The sequence below is a fragment of the Klebsiella sp. LY genome (genome assembly GCF_004010915.1).
In the GTDB taxonomy this organism is placed as follows: domain Bacteria; phylum Pseudomonadota; class Gammaproteobacteria; order Enterobacterales; family Enterobacteriaceae; genus Klebsiella; species Klebsiella quasipneumoniae.
Genome location: NZ_CP022444.1, coordinates 1,139,660 through 1,156,994, shown reverse-complemented (window position 1 = coordinate 1,156,994; position 17,335 = coordinate 1,139,660). Strand labels below are relative to the sequence as shown.

General features: G+C 60.2%; 14 protein-coding genes. 8 read left to right on the top strand and 6 right to left on the bottom strand.

Features of this window, described 5'->3' with window-relative positions; genetic code table 11:
* Positions 1–93 precede the first annotated feature (93 nt).
* The 4 genes from purC to ypfH all read left to right on the top strand — a co-directional run bounded on the left by purC (position 94) and on the right by ypfH (position 4,587).
* Entirely contained in the window at positions 94–807 is a 714-nt protein-coding gene (gene purC, locus CE636_RS08385) for a phosphoribosylaminoimidazolesuccinocarboxamide synthase (protein WP_002913801.1), read from the top strand.
* 119 nt (positions 808–926) lie between these two features.
* Positions 927–1,802, top strand: coding sequence for a neutral zinc metallopeptidase (locus CE636_RS08380; RefSeq protein WP_004201945.1), 876 nt, complete (start codon positions 927–929; stop codon positions 1,800–1,802).
* 9 nt (positions 1,803–1,811) lie between these two features.
* Positions 1,812–3,815: a tRNA(Met) cytidine acetyltransferase TmcA gene (locus tag CE636_RS08375; protein ID WP_017900449.1), complete on the top strand. Its 2,004-nt coding sequence runs from the start codon at positions 1,812–1,814 to the stop codon at positions 3,813–3,815.
* A gap of 76 nt (positions 3,816–3,891) precedes the next feature.
* Positions 3,892–4,587 carry an esterase gene (gene ypfH, locus CE636_RS08370; RefSeq protein WP_004201952.1) on the top strand — a complete coding sequence of 232 codons (696 nt, stop codon included), beginning with the start codon at positions 3,892–3,894 and terminating at the stop codon, positions 4,585–4,587.
* A 48-nt stretch (positions 4,588–4,635) separates the two neighbouring features.
* Here ypfH and CE636_RS08365 read toward each other — a convergent pair whose 3' ends face one another.
* From CE636_RS08365 to CE636_RS08355, 3 genes are read right to left on the bottom strand one after another with little or no spacing between them, the layout of a single operon-like run.
* Positions 4,636–4,839, bottom strand: a complete 204-nt coding sequence (locus CE636_RS08365; protein ID WP_002913768.1) for a YpfN family protein — start codon at positions 4,837–4,839, stop codon at positions 4,636–4,638.
* 26 nt (positions 4,840–4,865) lie between these two features.
* Positions 4,866–5,993, bottom strand: coding sequence for a succinyl-diaminopimelate desuccinylase (gene dapE, locus CE636_RS08360; protein WP_004201953.1), 1,128 nt, complete (start codon positions 5,991–5,993; stop codon positions 4,866–4,868).
* A gap of 3 nt (positions 5,994–5,996) precedes the next feature.
* On the bottom strand, positions 5,997–6,350 hold the full coding sequence (locus CE636_RS08355; protein ID WP_004201956.1) for an ArsC family reductase: 354 nt from the start codon (positions 6,348–6,350) through the stop codon (positions 5,997–5,999).
* 366 nt (positions 6,351–6,716) lie between these two features.
* On the opposite strand from CE636_RS08355, the gene ypfM reads away from it, so the two are divergent.
* Positions 6,717–6,776, top strand: coding sequence for a protein YpfM (gene ypfM / locus CE636_RS08350; RefSeq protein WP_100181659.1), 60 nt, complete (start codon positions 6,717–6,719; stop codon positions 6,774–6,776).
* A gap of 127 nt (positions 6,777–6,903) precedes the next feature.
* Here ypfM and acrD read toward each other — a convergent pair whose 3' ends face one another.
* Positions 6,904–10,017 (bottom strand): multidrug efflux RND transporter permease AcrD, encoded by a 3,114-nt coding sequence (gene acrD, locus CE636_RS08345; RefSeq protein WP_017900450.1) that lies wholly within the window; start codon positions 10,015–10,017, stop codon positions 6,904–6,906.
* A gap of 376 nt (positions 10,018–10,393) precedes the next feature.
* Here acrD and aegA point away from each other — a divergent pair, with 376 nt between their 5' ends.
* The 3 genes from aegA to CE636_RS08330 all read left to right on the top strand — a co-directional run bounded on the left by aegA (position 10,394) and on the right by CE636_RS08330 (position 14,141).
* On the top strand, positions 10,394–12,376 hold the full coding sequence (gene aegA, locus CE636_RS08340) for a formate-dependent uric acid utilization protein AegA (RefSeq protein WP_004201961.1): 1,983 nt from the start codon (positions 10,394–10,396) through the stop codon (positions 12,374–12,376).
* A gap of 58 nt (positions 12,377–12,434) precedes the next feature.
* Complete coding sequence (gene nudK, locus CE636_RS08335; protein WP_002913754.1) at positions 12,435–13,031, top strand: GDP-mannose pyrophosphatase NudK; 597 nt, start codon at positions 12,435–12,437, stop codon at positions 13,029–13,031.
* A gap of 63 nt (positions 13,032–13,094) precedes the next feature.
* Positions 13,095–14,141 (top strand): DUF1176 domain-containing protein, encoded by a 1,047-nt coding sequence (locus CE636_RS08330; RefSeq protein ID WP_004201962.1) that lies wholly within the window; start codon positions 13,095–13,097, stop codon positions 14,139–14,141.
* Here the strand turns inward: CE636_RS08330 and tkt are convergent.
* Together tkt and tal are read right to left on the bottom strand one after the other, a co-directional pair.
* The gene (gene tkt, locus CE636_RS08325; RefSeq protein ID WP_017900451.1) at positions 14,131–16,125 is read right to left on the bottom strand and encodes a transketolase; all 1,995 of its coding nucleotides are present in this window, start codon (positions 16,123–16,125) and stop codon (positions 14,131–14,133) included. The genes CE636_RS08330 and tkt overlap by 11 nt on opposite strands.
* Before the next feature lie 16 nt (positions 16,126–16,141).
* A complete protein-coding gene (gene tal, locus CE636_RS08320; RefSeq protein ID WP_004201965.1) occupies positions 16,142–17,098 on the bottom strand; it encodes a transaldolase in 957 nt (318 codons plus the stop codon).
* Positions 17,099–17,335: the final 237 nt, after the last annotated feature.

The following is a 17,335-nucleotide window of genomic DNA, read 5'->3' as shown; positions in this document are numbered from 1 at the left end:
ATTCGCTCAGTTGCCGCCTCGATGCACTTTGAATGATTTTTGTGTATAGGTGGAAACGTATTTTTAGGCTCAATATCACTGGAGTAGTGAAAGATGAAAAAGCAAGCTGAGTTGTATCGTGGTAAGGCGAAGACAGTATACAGCACCGATAATCCGGACCTGCTGGTACTGGAATTCCGTAACGATACGTCAGCAGGTGATGGCGCGCGCATCGAGCAGTTCGATCGTAAAGGCATGGTGAATAACAAGTTCAACCACTTCATTATGAGCAAACTGGCAGAAGCGGGCATCCCTACCCAGATGGAAGCGCTGCTCTCCGATACCGAATGCCTGGTAAAAAAACTGGATATGGTGCCGGTGGAGTGCGTGGTGCGTAACCGTGCGGCAGGCTCGCTGGTAAAACGTTTAGGCATTGAAGAAGGTATCGAGCTGAATCCGCCGCTGTTCGATCTGTTCCTGAAAAACGATGCCATGCACGATCCGATGGTCAACGACTCCTATTGCGAAACCTTCGGCTGGGTGAGCAAAGAGAATCTGGCGCGGATGCGCGAGCTGACCTACAAAGCCAACGACGTGCTGAAAAAGCTGTTCGATGACGCCGGTCTGATTCTGGTGGACTTTAAGCTGGAGTTTGGTCTGTTCAAAGGCGAAGTGGTCCTGGGCGATGAGTTTTCGCCGGACGGCAGCCGCCTGTGGGACAAAAACACCCTCGATAAAATGGACAAAGACCGCTTCCGCCAGAGCCTTGGCGGCCTGATCGAAGCCTACGAAGAAGTGGCTCACCGTCTGGGCGTTAAGCTCGACTAACCCGCCCGCCGCCAGAAGATGGCCTCATCTTCTGGCGTCTCTTGCTGTTTCCTGTGGTAATCCTGCGCTGAACCGCCTACGATCTCTGCTATTGATACATAACAGGGAATGAGGTGCTTATGCGCTGGCAAGGGCGTCGCGAAAGCGACAATGTTGAAGATCGACGTGGACAATCAGGCTCGCCGTTTGGCGGCGGCGGGGGCGGCGGCTTCCGTCTGCCGAGCGGGAAGGGCGGCATTGTTCTGCTGATTATTGTGCTGGTGGCGGGCTACTACGGCGTGGATTTGACCGGCATGTTGACCGGCGAACCGATGCCGCAGCAGCAGACCTCCACGCAGCGCTCCATCAGTCCGAAAGACGATGAAGCGGCGAAGTTTACTTCCGTCATTCTGGCCACCACCGAAGATACCTGGGGACCGATTTTTGAAAAGATGGGCCGCCAGTACCCTCAGCCAAAGCTGGTGCTCTACCGCGGCGCGACCCGTACCGGCTGCGGTACCGGCCAGTCGGTGATGGGGCCGTTCTACTGTCCTGCCGACAGTACGGTCTATATCGACCTGTCATTCTACGATGAGATGAAAAATAAACTGGGCGCCGATGGCGACTTTGCCCAGGGGTACGTCATTGCCCATGAAGTGGGTCATCACGTACAAAAACTGCTGGGCATTGAGCCGAAGGTTCGCCAGCAACAGCAGCATGCCACCGAGGCCGAAGCCAACCGGCTGTCGGTTAAGATGGAGCTACAGGCAGACTGCTTCGCCGGCGTCTGGGGGCATAATATGCAGCAGCAGGATATTCTGGAAACCGGCGATCTGCAGGAGGCGTTAAACGCCGCCGAGGCCATCGGCGACGACCGTCTGCAGCAGCAGAGCCAGGGGCGGGTGGTACCGGACAGCTTTACCCACGGAACGTCAAAACAGCGCTACACCTGGTTCAAACGCGGTTTCGACAGCGGCGACCCGGCGCAGTGCAACACCTTCGGCAGCGCGCTGTAATCGCCCCTGATGATGGACGCGCTGCTTGACCTCACCGCGCAGATGGCGCGGGAGGGGATTCGCCGCCTGCTGGTGCTCAGCGGCGACGAGGCCTGGACGCTGCAGCAGGCGCAGGCGCTGCGGGAGCGGCTCGGCGGCGATGGCCTGTGGGTGGGCTCCGAGCCGGTTTCTGCGCCCGGCGTGGCGCCTGGCGCCCTGAAGACGCTGCTGGGGCGGGAAGTGATGCACGCCTTTTTCGATGCCCGGCGCGGGTTTGATGTGGCCGCCCTGGCGGCCCTGAGCGGTACGCTGCGGGCGGGAAGCTGGCTGGTGCTGCTGACGCCCTCTTTCGCCGACTGGCCGTCCCGGGTGGATGAGGACTCCCTGCGCTGGAGCGATACGCCCGACCCGATCTCTACCCCCAACTTTGTTCTCCGCTGCTGTCGGCAGTTTATCGCCGACCCCGAGGTGCTGCTCTGGCGGCAGTCGGACTCGCCGCGGCTCCCGCTGGCCGTCCGGCGCCCTGACTGGCATCCCGCCGATGGTCACCCGCTGGCCGAACAGGCGGCGATCCTTGGGCAATTATTGCGTCTACCGCCTGGTATCGCAGCAGTGACGGCTGAACGAGGGCGAGGGAAATCCGCCCTCGCGGGCATGCTGCTGCGCCAGCTCGCGGGCGAGGCCATCGTTACCGCCCCGACCCGCAGCGCCGTCGACGTGCTGGCGAGCTTTGCCGGCGAGGCGTTTCGCTTTATGGCTCCTGATGCGTTGCTGTCGTCGAAGGAAAAGGCGTCCTGGCTGATTGTCGATGAGGCCGCGGCTATACCGGCTCCGCTTCTCCGGCAGCTGGTTAGCCGTTTTCCCCGCACGCTACTTACCACGACGGTGCAGGGTTATGAGGGCACCGGTCGCGGGTTCCTGCTGAAATTTTGCGCCAGCCTGCCCTATCTGCAATTGTTCAGCCTGAGCGCGCCGATCCGCTGGGCCGCAGGCTGCCCGCTGGAGTCGGCCATCAGCCAGCTGCTGATCTTCAGCGATGAGGCATTTCGCGACGCGCCGACGGGGGAGGTAGTCCTGGAGGCGGTCAATCAGTCCAGCTGGCAAACGCAGCCGGCGCTGCCGGAAGCGATGTACCAGCTGTTATCCGGGGCGCATTACCGCACTTCTCCTCTCGATCTGCGGCGCATGATGGACGCTCCAGGCCAGGCTTTCCGCTGCGCTCGCGCCGGCGGTGCGGTGGCGGGCGCCCTGTGGCTGGTGGCCGAAGGGGGACTTTCTCCCGAACTCAGCCGGGCGGTGTGGGCGGGTTTTCGCCGGCCACGGGGGAACCTGGTCGCCCAGTCGCTGGCGGCGCATGGCGGCACTCCCCTGGCGGCGACGCTGCGCGGGCTGCGGGTCAGCCGGATCGCCGTCCACCCAGCCCGCCAGCGCGAAGGGCTTGGGCAGCAGATGATCGCCGATATCGCCGCCGATGCCGCAGGTTATGATTATTTCTCCGTCAGCTTTGGCTATACCCCTGAGCTGTGGCGCTTCTGGCAACGCTGTGGGTTTATTCTCGTGCGGCTGGGCACCCATCGTGAGGCCAGCAGCGGGTGCTATACCGCGATGGCTCTGTTCCCGCTGACTGCAGCGGGGCATCAGCTCGCGCAACGGGAGGCACAGCGGCTACAGCGTGATGAATACTGGCTGCGCCCGTGGCGGCAAGCGTCCGCGCCGCTGCCGGCCGTTTCAGGGGCTATGCTTAGTGATGAGGACTGGCTGGAAGCGGCGAGCTTTGCTTTCGCCCATCGCCCGCTGGCCGCGGCGCTGGGTTGCCTCAATCGCCTGCTGTTGCAGGTCGACATCCCGTTGCCGGCCCTGCGCGGGCGTCTGCAGGGGGAAGAAGAGGCCGAACTCTGCGCCGCGCTGCAGCTAACAGGGCGTAAAGCCCTGCTGGCGAGATGGCGTCAGGAGGCCGCTGACGCCTTGCGCTTCCTCGATGCAGCGCGCGCCGAGGCGCTGCATCAGCAGGTGGCGAACCTGCAATTTTTTTAACTAACTCATTCAGTTAAATGGCATGGTCATATCTGGCGAGCGGCGTACACTGCCCGCATACACTAAGGAGACAGCCATGAAACACGATCATTTTATTGTTCAAAGCCCTGCGACGCCTGCGCAACAGCTGTTGCTGCTGTTTCATGGCGTGGGGGATAACCCGGTCTCCATGGGGCAAATTGGCAGCTGGTTCGCGCCGCAGTTTCCTGATGCGCTGATCGTGAGCATTGGCGGGGTGGAGCCTTGCGGTCCTGACGGTCGGCAGTGGTTTTCGGTGCAGGGAGTGACGGAAGAGAATCGTCAGCAGCGTATCGACGCCATTATGCCGACCTTTATTGAAATTGTGCGCTACTGGCAGGAAAAGAGCGGCATCAGCCCACTGGCCACCGCGCTGATCGGCTTCTCTCAGGGGGCGATCATGTCGCTGGAAAGCATCAAAGCAGCGCCGGATCTGGCTTCGCGGGTGATCGCCTTTAATGGCCGCTACGCGACGCTGCCGGTTACCGCAACGACGGCCACCACCATTCACCTGATCCACGGTGGTGACGATCGGGTTATCGATCTGGCGTGGGCGGTGTCGGCACAGGAGGCGCTGTTGCAGGCGGGGGGCGACGTGACCTTAGATATTGTGGACGATCTGGGGCATGCCATTGACGATCGCAGCATGCAGTTCGCGATCGAGCGACTGCGCTACACCGTGCCGAAGCACTATTTTGATGAGGCGCTGAGCGGCAGTACGCCGAAAGGGGACGATATCATCGAAATGCTGTAACCCCGGCGGGCGGGGTTACAGGCGGGCGCTACCGCGATAACGGCAAACTTACGGTTTCTTCGACTGGTCGTGCTTCGGCCAGTCGTCGTCATCGTCCCATTTATCGTTAAAATCACGGTGCGGCGGCAGATCGGGTTTGTTGTTGAGGAATTTTTTGTGGTCAACGCGGTTTAGATCTTTAATCACGTTGATAATTACCCCCACCAAAAAGACCAGCACCAGAATCCACCAGTGTTTAATAAGCCATTCCATGCGCGCTTCCTCTTTACGTCAGTACGTCAGGCGACCAGCTGTTCCATTACGCGTTGATACATCCGCGCCAGCAGCTGCAGGTCGGCGGCGTTCACACATTCATTAATTTTGTGAATCGTGGCGTTCACGGGGCCCAGCTCAACCACCTGCGCCCCCATGCGCGCGATAAACCGTCCGTCTGAGGTGCCGCCGTTGGTTAACAGCTGCGGTTTGATCTCATTATAGTGCTCAATGGCATTGACGACCGCATCCACCAGCTTGCCCCGTCCGGTAAGGAACGGCTGTCCGGAGAGCCACCACTCCACGCTGTAACGCAGCTGGTATTTTTCCAGCAGGGCGACCACCCGGGCTTTGATCGTCTCGTCAGTCAGTTCCGTACTGAAGCGGAAGTTGAACTGGACGAACATATCGCCAGGGATCACGTTGTTGCTGCCGGTACCGGACTGCACGTTGGCAATCTGCATGCTGGTCGGCGGGAAGTATTCATTGCCTTTATCCCACTCGATATTGACCAGCTCCGCCAGCATCGGCGCGGCGCGATGGACGGGGTTATCGGCAAGGTGCGGATAGGCGACATGGCCCTGTACGCCGTGAATGGTCAGGTTGCAGGTAAGCGAGCCGCGGCGGCCGTTTTTCACCACATCGCCGACCACTTCGGTACTGGAGGGTTCGCCGACCAGACAGTAGTCCAGACGCTCGTTACGCGCCATCAGCGTCTCCACCACTTTGACGGTGCCGTTTTTCGCGCTGGCCTCTTCATCAGAGGTGATCAAAAACGCCAGTCGGCCCCGGTGGTTCGGGTACTGCGCGACAAAACGCTCCGCGGCAACCACCATCGCCGCCAGCGAGCCTTTCATATCCGCCGCCCCGCGGCCAAACAGCATCCCGTCGCGGATGGTGGGTTCGAACGGGGGGTTGATCCAGCGGTCGGCGTCGCCTGCCGGGACCACGTCGGTGTGGCCGGCGAAGGCCAGCGTCTCGCCGTGGCCGCGCCAGGCCCAGAAGTTCTGCGTATCGCCGAAATCCATCGGTTCAACGGTAAAGCCGATCGCACGCAGGCGTTCAATCATTAACGCCTGGCATCCCGCATCATCGGGGCTAAGGGAAGGGCGGCGAATAAGCTGCTGAGCCAGCTCAATGACCGGGCAAGACATAGACTATACCTCGTTAAACTGCTGATAACTTGCTTCACTAAAACCCAGCAGCATAGGACGACCGGGCGCGCAGAGCAATGGGCGTTTGATGATCGCCGGCATTTCCAGCATCAATGCGGCGGCGGCATCGGCATTATCGATGCTGTTGCGCAGCGATTCGTCCAGTTTGCGCCAGGTGGTGCCGCGGGTGTTCAGCAGCGCCTGCCAGCCCAGTTCGGCAATAAAGGTATCCAGTTGCGCGCGGTCGAGGCCATCGGTGCGGTAGTCATGGAAGCGATAGTCAATCTGATGTGCTTCCAGCCAGCGGCGGGCTTTTTTAATGGTATCGCAGTTTTTAATTCCGTACATGGTGAGCATAGATAAACCTTTAACATTCAATTAAGCGGTTAACTCAGATATTTCCGAATATATAAGCCTTGTTGAAATAATACGTGATTCAGATGAATAAATATAACCTTTTACCGGGTATCTCATGCAATGCGTTAGGGTGATTAAAATTCGCCCAGCCGCGGGCATGATGTGAGGGCATTAACAATATTACGAAAATGTTGCTTGATGGTGCTCTGTATCACATAATTTTTACATACGAGACGGCATAGTGGCGGCAACCAGAGGTTTTATCTCTGTCAGCGGTCCACAAGACAATCAGAGCAATAGGGGAGCACAACTTCCCATCAGCAATGAAGTTATATAGAATCGACCATAATAATAAGAGAGGCTATTATGATTGAACATGAACTGGGGAACTGGAAAGATTTTATTGAAGGCATGCTTCGTAAATAAATTTCCGCAATGTGAGCAGGGGAATAACGCGACGTAAATAAGCGCGTCATGGTTCTGAACACATAAAGAAGGCGACCATCCAGGTCGCCTTTTCTGTTATTACGGCTCGCCGCCGTCGCCCGACGGTTTATTGCGGACGCTCCTTCAGCGGAAAGCGGCGACGCACCAGCACAAAGAACAGCGGTACGAAAAAGATGGCCAGCACGGTGGCGGAGATCATCCCGCCCATCACCCCGGTGCCGACCGCATGCTGGCTGCCGGAGCCGGCGCCGGTGCTGGTGGCCATCGGCAGCACGCCGAAGATAAACGCCAGCGAGGTCATCAGGATAGGGCGCAGGCGCTGACGGCAGGCCGACAGCGTGGCGCTGAGCAGATCCTGGCCTTTCTCGTTAAGCTCATTGGCGAACTCGACGATCAGAATGGCGTTTTTCGCCGACAGGCCGATCACCGTCAACAGGCCCACCTGAAAGTAAACGTCATTCTCCAGGCCGCGCATCCAGGTCGCCAGCAGAGCGCCAATCACCCCGAGCGGAACCACCAGCATCACCGAGAACGGCACCGACCAGCTCTCGTACAGCGCCGCCAGGCACAGGAACACCACCAGCAGGGAAATCGCGTACAGGGCCGGCGCCTGAGCGCCGGAGAGGCGTTCCTGATAGGACATGGCGGTCCATTCGAGGCCAAAGCCGGTCGGCAGCTGCGCGGCCAGCTTCTCCATCATGTCCATCGCGGTACCGGTACTGATGCCCGGCGCCGCTTCACCGACGATCTCCACCGCCGAGTAGCCATTGTAGCGCTCCAGGCGCGGCGAACCGGTCTCCCAGTGCGAGGTGGCGAAGGCCGAGAACGGCACCATCGTGCCGCTGCTGTTGCGGACGTACCAGAGATTGATATCGTCAGGCAGCATCCGATATTTCGCCGCCGCCTGGACGTAGACTTTCTTCACCCTTCCGCGATCCATAAAGTCGTTGACGTAGCTCGACCCCCAGGCGGTTTGCAGCGTATCGTTGATGTCATCAATGGAGACGCCCAGCGCCTGAGCTTTACGCTGATCGATATCGACCTGCAGCTGCGGGCTGTCGTCGAGCCCGTTATGCCGGACGCGGGTCAACAGCGGGTTTTTAGCCGCCAGCTCAAGCAGCGTATCGCGCGCCGCCATCAGCGCATCGTGCCCCTTACCGGCGTGATCTTCCAGCTCCATGTCGAAGCCTGCCGAACTGCCGAGGCCGCTGATTGCCGGCGGGCTGCTGGCGATGACCCGGGCTTCGTTGATCTGATTAAACGCTTTGGTGGCGCGTTCAATAATGGCAAAGGAGGAGCCGGTTTGCGGATCGCGCTGGTCCCAGTCTTTGAGGCGCACAAACATGCGGGCTACGTTCTGCCCGTTGCCGCCGGGGCCGGAGCCAACGGTAGCAAACACTGACTCGACGTTCTGCTTCTCGTTATTGAGGAAGTAATCTTCCGCTTTCTGTACCACTTTCAGCGTCTGCTGTTGGGTGCTGCCGCTCGGCAACTGTACCGAGGTGGTGAACATCCCCCGATCCTCCAGCGGCAGGAACGAAGTGGGCAGATGCAGGAACAAGAACACCATCCCGCCGAGCAGGACGATGTAGATCAGCATCCAGCGCAGCGAGCGGTGAAGGATCTTGCCGACGAAAGTTTCATAGCGGCTGGCGCTGCGGTTAAAGGTGCGGTTGAACCAGCCGAAGAAGCCTTTTCGCTCATGGGATTCACCTGGTTTAATCGGCTTGAGCAGGGTAGCGCAAAGGGCCGGGGTGAGGATCATGGCCACCAGCACCGAGAGGACCATCGCCGCGACAATCGTAATAGAGAACTGGCGATAGATAGCGCCGGTGGTGCCGCCGAAGAAGGCCATCGGCACAAACACCGCCGACAGCACCATCGCGATCCCCACCAGCGCGCCCTGAATTTGTCCCATCGATTTGCGGGTGGCTTCCCGCGGCGACAGTCCTTCCTCGCTCATGATGCGCTCAACGTTCTCCACCACCACGATGGCGTCATCCACCAGCAGGCCGATCGCCAGCACCATCGCGAACATCGTCAGGGTGTTGATGCTGTAACCACAGGCATAGAGCACCGCGAAGGTGCCCATCAGCACCACCGGTACGGCGATGGTCGGGATCAGAGTGGCGCGGAAGTTCTGCAGGAAAAGATACATCACGAGGAAAACCAGCAGGATCGCCTCCAGCAGGGTTTTCACCACGTCGGTAATAGAAGCCTTCACGAAGGAGGTGGTCTCGTAGGCGACTTTATATTCCAGCCCGTGCGGGAAATACTGCGAGAGCTCATTGAGGCGAGCGATCACGCGCTCCGCGGTGGCCATTTCGTTGGCGCCGGAGGCGAGCTTAATTCCCAGGCCAGAGGCGGCCTGGCGATTGTAGCGGCTAAGATAGTCATACTTCTCCGCCCCCATCTCCACGGTAGCGACATCGCCGAGGGTCACCTCTGAGCCATCCTGATTGACGCGCAGGGTGATATTGCGGAACTGTTCCGGGGTTTGCAGCAGAGATTGCGCGTTGATGGTGGCGTTCAGCGCCTGCTTATCCACGGAAGGCGTGCCGCCGAGCTGGCCGACGGCAATCTGGGCGTTCTGCGAACTAATAGCGTCGGTAACATCCTTGGTGGTCAGCTGGAAGCTATTGAGCTTTGCCGGATCGAGCCAGATGCGCATTGAGTATTGCGAGCCGTAGGCGTCGATATCCCCCACGCCGTTGACGCGACTGAGCGGGTCCTGAATGTTACTGGCGACGTAGTCGGCGATATCCTGTTTATCCATACTGCCGTCGGTGGAGACGAAGGCGAGGGTCAGGATATTGGTATCGCCGGTCTTGCGTACCGTAACCCCCTGGTTTTGCACCGCCTGCGGCAGTTTACGCATCGCCGACTGCAGCTGGTTTTGCACCTGCTGTACCGCTTCGTCCGGGTCGGTACCGGCGGTAAAACTGAGGGTGATGGTCGCCTGGCCGGTGGCGCTGCTCTGGGATGACATATACATCAGGTTATCGAGGCCGGTCATATTCTGTTCGATAACCTGGGTGACGGTATTCTCCAGGGTTTGTGCGGAGGCGCCAGGATAGTTGGCTGTAACCCGTACATTCGGCGGGGCCAGATCGGGATACTGTTCAACTGGCAGCGACAAAATGGCAAGGGTGCCCGTCAGGCATAACAGGATTGCCAGCACCCACGCAAAAATGGGGCGATCGATAAAGAAATTCGCCATCAGAATGAAAACCTCATATGCACATGTTCTTGTTATTGCACAGCCTGTGCCACTTTAGCGCCAGCGCCTCCGGCAATCGTGGAGAAATTAAGGAGATAGTGTAATTTATCATGTTGCTTTTGCCGTATCGTAAAGAAACATCGACCTTTCGTGCCGCCAGGTCGGCCACACCGCTTCGCCCGCCGCACCCGGGGACGCATTATCCCTTGCCGGTGTGAAACCTGATTTCATATAAGTCAAAAAAATTGATCCAAAACGGATTCTTTCCAGAAAAAGGGTATCCTGGGCAAATGAACATTGTTCCGGCCTCGTCTTGTCGGGTAATAAATAGGCATGCGCATTAAGGGGTTATTCACCAATAAGACAAAAGGAAGCCATGAACCACTTTATATTGAGCGATAGCCGAAAATGTATCGGTTGCCAGGCCTGCGAAGTGGCCTGCGTAATGGCGCATAACGAGGAGCAACATGCGCTGACCCCGCAGCGCTTTTTGCCACGTATCACCGTGATTAAAGCAGAGGGGCAGCGTAACGCCATCACCTGCCGCCACTGCGAAGACGCCCCCTGCCTCCGCAGCTGCCCCAACGGCGCCATCGCCCAGACTGGCGACAGCGTTCAGGTCTGTCAGGAGAAATGCATTGGCTGTAAATCCTGCATGGTGGCCTGCCCGTTCGGGGTGATGGAGGTGGTGGTGACGCCGCAGGCCGCAGGCCAGGTGAAAGCCAGCGCGCAGAAATGCGATCTGTGCGCGGGCCGCGAGGCGGGACCGGCCTGTGTGGAAAACTGTCCGGCGCAGGCGCTGACCCTCGCCGACGATGAGACATTGACCACGATGGCCAGGCAGCGGCGTCTGCGTTCGGCCTGCCAGGAGGCGCAGCCGTGGCAGCGCGGCGCGGCCCCCGCCAGACAGCCCGACGCCGGCGAGAAGGTCAGGCAGATGGCGATGACGCCGCCGCGCGGAGAGCCGGATAAGCTGCCGGCGGAGGTGCGCAAGAACCACTTTGAGGAGATCTATCAGCCGTTCAGCCCGACCCAGGCCCGGCAGCAGGCCGCCCGCTGCCTGAAATGTGGAGAACACAGCATCTGTGAATGGACCTGCCCGCTACATAACACTATTCCGCAGTGGGTCGAGCTGGTGAAGGCAGGGGATATCGCCGCCGCGGTCGCCCTGTCCCATCAGACCAACTGTCTGCCGGAGATCACCGGCCGCGTCTGCCCCCAGGACCGGCTGTGTGAGGGCGCCTGCACCCTGCGCGAGGAAAGCGGTGCGGTCACCATCGGCAATATTGAGCGATTTATATCCGACCAGGCGCTGGCCAGCGGCTGGCGTCCGGACCTCTCGCAGATTAAGCTGAACGGTAAACGGGTGGCGATTATCGGCGCCGGGCCGGCCGGTCTGGCCTGCGCCGATGTGCTGGTGCGCCACGGCGTGCAGCCGGTGGTCTTTGACCGCCATCCGGAGATCGGCGGTCTGCTGACCTTCGGCATTCCGGCGTTCAAGCTGGATAAGTCGCTGCTGACCCGGCGGCGGGCGATTTTCAGCGAGATGGGCGTCCGCTTTGAGCTCAACTGCGAGGTGGGGAAAGATATCCCTCTGGCGACGCTGCTGGCCGAGTATGACGCGGTGTTCGTCGGCGCCGGAACCTATCGCTCCATGAAGGCCGGCCTGCCGAATGAAGAGGCCCCCGGGGTCTACGATGCGCTGCCGTTTCTTATCGCCAACACCAAACAGGTGATGGGGCTGGCGGAATCGGCGCAGGAGCCTTATGTCAACACCGCCGGGCTGAACGTGGTGGTGCTGGGGGGCGGCGATACGGCAATGGACTGCGTGCGTACCGCGCTGCGCCATGGCGCCCGCCAGGTGACCTGCGCCTATCGGCGGGATGAAGCCAACATGCCGGGCTCGAAAAAAGAGGTCAAAAACGCCCGCGAAGAGGGAGCGCTTTTTGAGTTTAACGTCCAGCCGGTGACGCTTGAGCTGGACGAGAACGGGCGGGTGAACGGGGTTCGCTTTTTGCGCACCGAGCTGGGTGCTCCGGACGCCGGGGGAAGACGCCGCCCGACGCCGATCCCCGGCAGCGAGTTTGTTATGCCGGCAGATGCGGTGATCATGGCCTTTGGCTTCCACCCGCACCGCATGCCCTGGCTGGAAGCTGCGGGGGTGGCACTGGACAGCCAGGGGCGTATTAAAGCCGGAGTGGAGAGCCGTTACCGTTATCAGACCAGCCAGGAGAAGATTTTTGCCGGCGGCGATGCCGTGCGCGGCGCCGACCTGGTGGTGACGGCGATGGCGGAAGGCCGTCACGCGGCGCAGGGGATCCTTGACTACCTGGGGCTGAAAACGACGCCGCTTCACTGACGACAAACCCGGCTCCGCAGCGTAGTATGAGGGCGTCCTTTTACGCTGTGGGGTCGGTATGTCACTCAATATTCACGTCATTAAAGATAAAATCCTCTCTGAGAACTGGTTCGTACTACGCAACATGACCTATGAGCTGACGCGGGCGGACGGCAGCGTCGTGCGCCACAAGCGCGAGGTCTACGATCGCGGCAATGGCGCCACCGTGCTGCTCTATAACCGCCATAAGCAGACGGTGGTCCTGGTGCGTCAGTTTCGGGTCGCCACCTGGGTCAATGGCAATCATGACGGCATGCTGATTGAAACCTGCGCCGGGCTGCTGGACAACGACGAGCCGGAGGCCTGCATTCGTAAAGAGGCAGTGGAAGAGACCGGCTATGAAGTGGGCGAGGTGCGAAAGCTGTTTGAGCTGTTTATGTCGCCAGGGGGCGTCACCGAAGTGGTGCATTTCTTTATCGCTGAGTACAGCGACGCGCAGCGAACGACCAGCGGCGGCGGGGTGGATGACGAAGCCATCGAGGTGCTGGAGCTGCCCTTTAGCCAGGCGCTGCAGATGGTCGCTGACGGGGAGATCCGCGACGGGAAAGCGGTCATTCTGCTGCAGTATTTGCAAACCTCTGGCCTGATGTCGGGGAACTCTGACAAATCCGATTGAGTCAGCGGCTGCCGTTGTCCAGGATAGGCGCCGTGGTTGGGTTTATCTGGGGTCGGGCGGTTCATGCTTTTTCGCATCATTTTTTTCCTCTTTCTGGCGGTGCTGCCTTGCTCACAGGCATGGTCGGCACCGGCGCAGCAGCGCTTCAACGACTGGCAGGTCACCTGTAATAACCAAAACTTCTGCGTCACCCGCAACGTGGGGCTGCATTATGGTCTGGTGATGACCCTCAGCCGCAGCGCCGGGGCGGCTACTGATGCCAGCCTGCGTATCGAACTGGGCGGCACCGGCAATCCGGTGGCGACGCTCGCGCCGATAGCGCCGCGCCTGCTGCTGGATGGTAAACCGCTGTCCCTGACCGACAAGCGCTGGCGCATTGAAGATAAACTCATTAAAACTGACGACAGCGTGACGATCGATGCGTTCCTCCAGCGGGTACAGGAGGGAAAAACCCTCTCGTTGGCCAACGGCCTGCAGACTATCTCCCTGCAGGGGCTGAAAGCGGCCCTGTTTTTTATCGACGCCCGGCAAAAGCGGGTGGGCAGCGAAACGGCCTGGGTTGGCAAAGGGGAGGAGCCGCCGCTCAGCGTACCGCCGGCGCCGGCGCTGCGCGCGGTGGCGAGCGCAGACATGGCGCAGTCGCCGCTGGGGCGTGATGAGCTCAACGATCTGATGGACTATGGCAATGAGCGGATGAGCAACAGTAACTGCTCCCTCGATCCGTTCCGCCGCGAAATTCGCGTCACTGCCCTGACGGATGACAAAGTGCTGCTAATGACCAGCTGCGAATCCGGGGCGTACAACACCGTCTGGCTGGCCTGGCTGGTCTCCCGCCAGCGCCCGTATGTCGCCCGCCAGGTGCGGCTAACGCTGCCATTTCAGCCGCCGGGCGAGGCGCCGCGGGAGATAGAGCTAATTAACGCCAGCTATGATGACCGCCGCCATGAGCTGGTGACCCTGGACAAGGGGCGCGCGTCTGGCGATTGCGGGATCCAGACCCGCTGGCGTTTTGACGGCCAGCGGTTCAGCCTCTCCCGCTACGCGCAGCAGCCGACGTGCGACAACTGGCAGGGGCCAGACGCCTGGCCCACGTTGTGGATCACCCGTTAAGCACCTGTTCGGCGGTGGCGACGATATGGTCGACCGTAAAGCCAAAGAACGGGAACAGCTGCTCCGCCGGGGCGGATTCACCGTAGCCGGTCATGCCGACAATCTTGCCTTTTAAGCCGACATATTTATACCAGTAGTCCGCTATCCCGGCCTCGACCGCCACCCGGGAGCTGACGTCCGACGGCAGCACCGACTCGCGCCAGGCCTCGTCCTGAGCGTCAAACACATCGGTGGAGGGGAGCGAAACCACTCGCACATTCACCCCGTTGGCCAACAATTTTTCCGCCGCCAGGACGGTGATCTCCACTTCCGAGCCGGTGGCGATGAGGATCAGGTCGGGTTTGCCTCCGGCATCCTTCAGCACGTAGCCGCCCCGGGCGATATCCTGCACCTGTTGCGGGGTGCGCGGCATCTGCGCCAGGTTTTGTCGCGACAGGATCAGCGCCGTCGGTCCGCCCTGACGCGCGATGGCCGCCTGCCAGGCGACAGCGGTCTCCACCTGGTCGCATGGGCGCCAGGTGCTGAAGTTGGGCGTCAGCCGCAGACTGGCCAGCTGTTCCACCGCCTGGTGGGTCGGACCGTCTTCCCCCAGACCGATGGAGTCATGGGTATAGACCATGATCTGCCGGGCCTTCATCAGCGCCGCCATGCGCGCGGCGTTGCGGGCGTATTCCACAAACATCAGGAAGGTCGAGGTATAGGGGATGAATCCCCCGTGTAGGGCGATGCCGTTGGCCACCGCGGTCATGCCGAATTCGCGCACGCCGTAGTGAATATAGTTGCCCGCGGCATCCTCTTTAATCGATGTCGAGCCAGACCATATGGTCAGGTTACTCGGCGCCAGATCCGCCGAACCGCCCAGCAGCTCCGGGAGGTGCGGGCCATACGCGTTCAGCGCGTTCTGCGAGGCTTTCCGGCTGGCGATCTTCGCCGGCTCGGCCTGCAGCTTCGCCACGTAGTCGCGGGCGGTCGCGGCAAAATCCTCCGGCAGGGCGCCATCCATGCGGCGGGTCAGCTCAGCGGCCAGCTCCGGGAACTGCTGCCGGTAGGCGGCGAATTTCTCGTTCCAGTCGTGCTCGGCTTTTTCGCCGCGTGGACGCGCATCCCAGCCCTGATAGATCTCTTTCGGGATCTCAAAGGGGGGATGTTTCCAGCCCAGCTGCTGGCGGGCCAGGGCCACCTCTTTTTCACCCAGCGCCGCGCCGTGCGACTCCTCTGAGCCGGCTTTGTTGGGCGAACCGAAGCCGATGATGGTCCGACAAATGATCAGCGACGGCTTATCTTTCACCGCCTGCGCTTCCGTAATGGCCTGTTTGATGGCCTGCGGATCGTGGCCGTCAATGTCGCCGATCACGTGCCAGTGGTAGGCGCGGAAACGTTCTGCCGTATCATCGGTAAACCAGCCGTCGGTTTTGCCGTCGATGGAGATGCCGTTGTGGTCGTAAAAACCGATCAGCTTGCCCAGTCCGAGCGTGCCTGCCAGCGAACAGGCCTCATGGGAGATCCCCTCCATCAGACAACCATCGCCCATGAAAACCCAGGTGTGATGGTCGATAATCTCATGACCGGGGCGGTTAAACTGCGCCGCCAGGGTGCGTTCGGCGATGGCCATACCGACGGCGTTCGCCAGCCCCTGGCCCAGCGGGCCGGTGGTGGTCTCCACCCCGGGGGTATAGCCATGCTCCGGGTGACCCGGCGTTTTAGAGTGCAGCTGGCGGAACTGCTTCAGCTCTGACAGCGGCAGATCGTAGCCGGACAGGTGCAGCAGACTGTAGAGCAGCATCGACGCGTGGCCGTTGGACAGAATAAAACGGTCGCGGTCCACCCAGCCAGGGTTCTGCGGATTGTGCTTGAGAAAATCGTTCCACAGCACTTCGGCAATGTCTGCCATCCCCATTGGCGCACCGGGGTGGCCGGAATTGGCTTTCTGCACCGCGTCCATGCTCAGGGCGCGGATGGCGTTGGCAAGCTCTCTTCGGGACATAGTTTTCTCCGTGAGACTAAAGTGACAGTTTGGCGGCAAGCAGATCTTCCAGTTTGCGTTGATCGACGGCGAACAGGCGGATACCCTCCGCCAGCTTTTCGACCGCCATCGGATCCTGATTATGTTCCCAGCGGAACTCCGCCTCGCTGAGCGGCACCGGGCGCGGCAGGATCTGGCTGGCAGGGATCAGTTTGCGCACCACCGGGGCGTCGCTGGCCTGCAGCTCTTTTAACAGGGGCGGGGCGATGGTCAGCCGGTCGCAGCCGACCAGGGCAAGGATCTGCTCGGTGCGGCGGAAGCTGGCGCCCATCACGATGGTGTTGTATTTGTGCTGTTTGAAGTAGTCATAGATATTGCGCACGGATTTCACCCCCGGATCTTCCTCAACCACGTAAGGATCCAGCGGTTTGCGCGCCTGATACCAGTCATAAATACGTCCGACGAAAGGGGAGATCAGATAGACCCCGGCTTCGGCGCAGGCCCGGGCCTGGGCGAAGGAAAACAGCAGCGTCAGGTTGCAGTGGATCCCCTCTTTTTCCAGGGTCTCGGCGGCACGGATCCCCTCCCAGGTGGAGGCCAGCTTGATCAGGATCCGTGACTTATCAATGCCCATCTCCTGATACAGCGCCACCAGATGGCGCGCTTTCTCGATGCTCTTCTCCCGGTTGAAGGAGAGCCGGGCGTCTACCTCGGTGGAAACCCGGCCCGGAATGCTTTTGAGGATCTCCGCGCCAAAATTGACCGCCAGCTTATCGCAGGCGTGAGTCACCTGCGCTTCACGGCCGCCTCCTTGCTTTTTCGCCCAGGCGATCGCGTCGTCAATGAGTCCGCTATAGGACGCCAGGCCGGCGGCCTTCAGCAGCAGGGAGGGGTTAGTGGTGGCATCTTCCGGATGGTAGTGGCGGATGGATTCGATGTCGCCGCTGTCGGCGACCACGGTGGTGAACTGCTTGATACTGTCTAGCTGATTCATAGATAAGTCCTCCTGGAACAAGGTGTTACATGAGTGCTTGCCGGTATGCGGTATAAATATTGATGAGGTACATAACCAAAAAGCATAGCAGACGGGGCTATTATTGGCGGCGAATCCGGGTAACATAACCGCTATAAATTGATAACAACCAGATCATAGCGATGGCCAGAGTTTGGCGGTGTTCAAAGTTTATCGCCCCGCCAGGAGGGATACTGTCTGCCACTGAAAGGTGAACGA

What these genes read in the sequence shown, in the direction of transcription:
- purC (WP_002913801.1), top strand. Translation starts at nt 94, where the DNA reads ATGAAAAAGCAAGCTGAGTTGTATCGTGGTAAGGCGAAGACAGTATAC.
- CE636_RS08380 (WP_004201945.1), top strand. Translation starts at nt 927, where the DNA reads ATGCGCTGGCAAGGGCGTCGCGAAAGCGACAATGTTGAAGATCGACGT.
- CE636_RS08375 (WP_017900449.1), top strand. Translation starts at nt 1,812, where the DNA reads ATGATGGACGCGCTGCTTGACCTCACCGCGCAGATGGCGCGGGAGGGG.
- ypfH (WP_004201952.1), top strand. Translation starts at nt 3,892, where the DNA reads ATGAAACACGATCATTTTATTGTTCAAAGCCCTGCGACGCCTGCGCAA.
- CE636_RS08365 (WP_002913768.1), bottom strand. Translation starts at nt 4,839, where the DNA reads ATGGAATGGCTTATTAAACACTGGTGGATTCTGGTGCTGGTCTTTTTG.
- dapE (WP_004201953.1), bottom strand. Translation starts at nt 5,993, where the DNA reads ATGTCTTGCCCGGTCATTGAGCTGGCTCAGCAGCTTATTCGCCGCCCT.
- CE636_RS08355 (WP_004201956.1), bottom strand. Translation starts at nt 6,350, where the DNA reads ATGCTCACCATGTACGGAATTAAAAACTGCGATACCATTAAAAAAGCC.
- acrD (WP_017900450.1), bottom strand. Translation starts at nt 10,017, where the DNA reads ATGGCGAATTTCTTTATCGATCGCCCCATTTTTGCGTGGGTGCTGGCA.
- aegA (WP_004201961.1), top strand. Translation starts at nt 10,394, where the DNA reads ATGAACCACTTTATATTGAGCGATAGCCGAAAATGTATCGGTTGCCAG.
- nudK (WP_002913754.1), top strand. Translation starts at nt 12,435, where the DNA reads ATGTCACTCAATATTCACGTCATTAAAGATAAAATCCTCTCTGAGAAC.
- CE636_RS08330 (WP_004201962.1), top strand. Translation starts at nt 13,095, where the DNA reads ATGCTTTTTCGCATCATTTTTTTCCTCTTTCTGGCGGTGCTGCCTTGC.
- tkt (WP_017900451.1), bottom strand. Translation starts at nt 16,125, where the DNA reads ATGTCCCGAAGAGAGCTTGCCAACGCCATCCGCGCCCTGAGCATGGAC.
- tal (WP_004201965.1), bottom strand. Translation starts at nt 17,098, where the DNA reads ATGAATCAGCTAGACAGTATCAAGCAGTTCACCACCGTGGTCGCCGAC.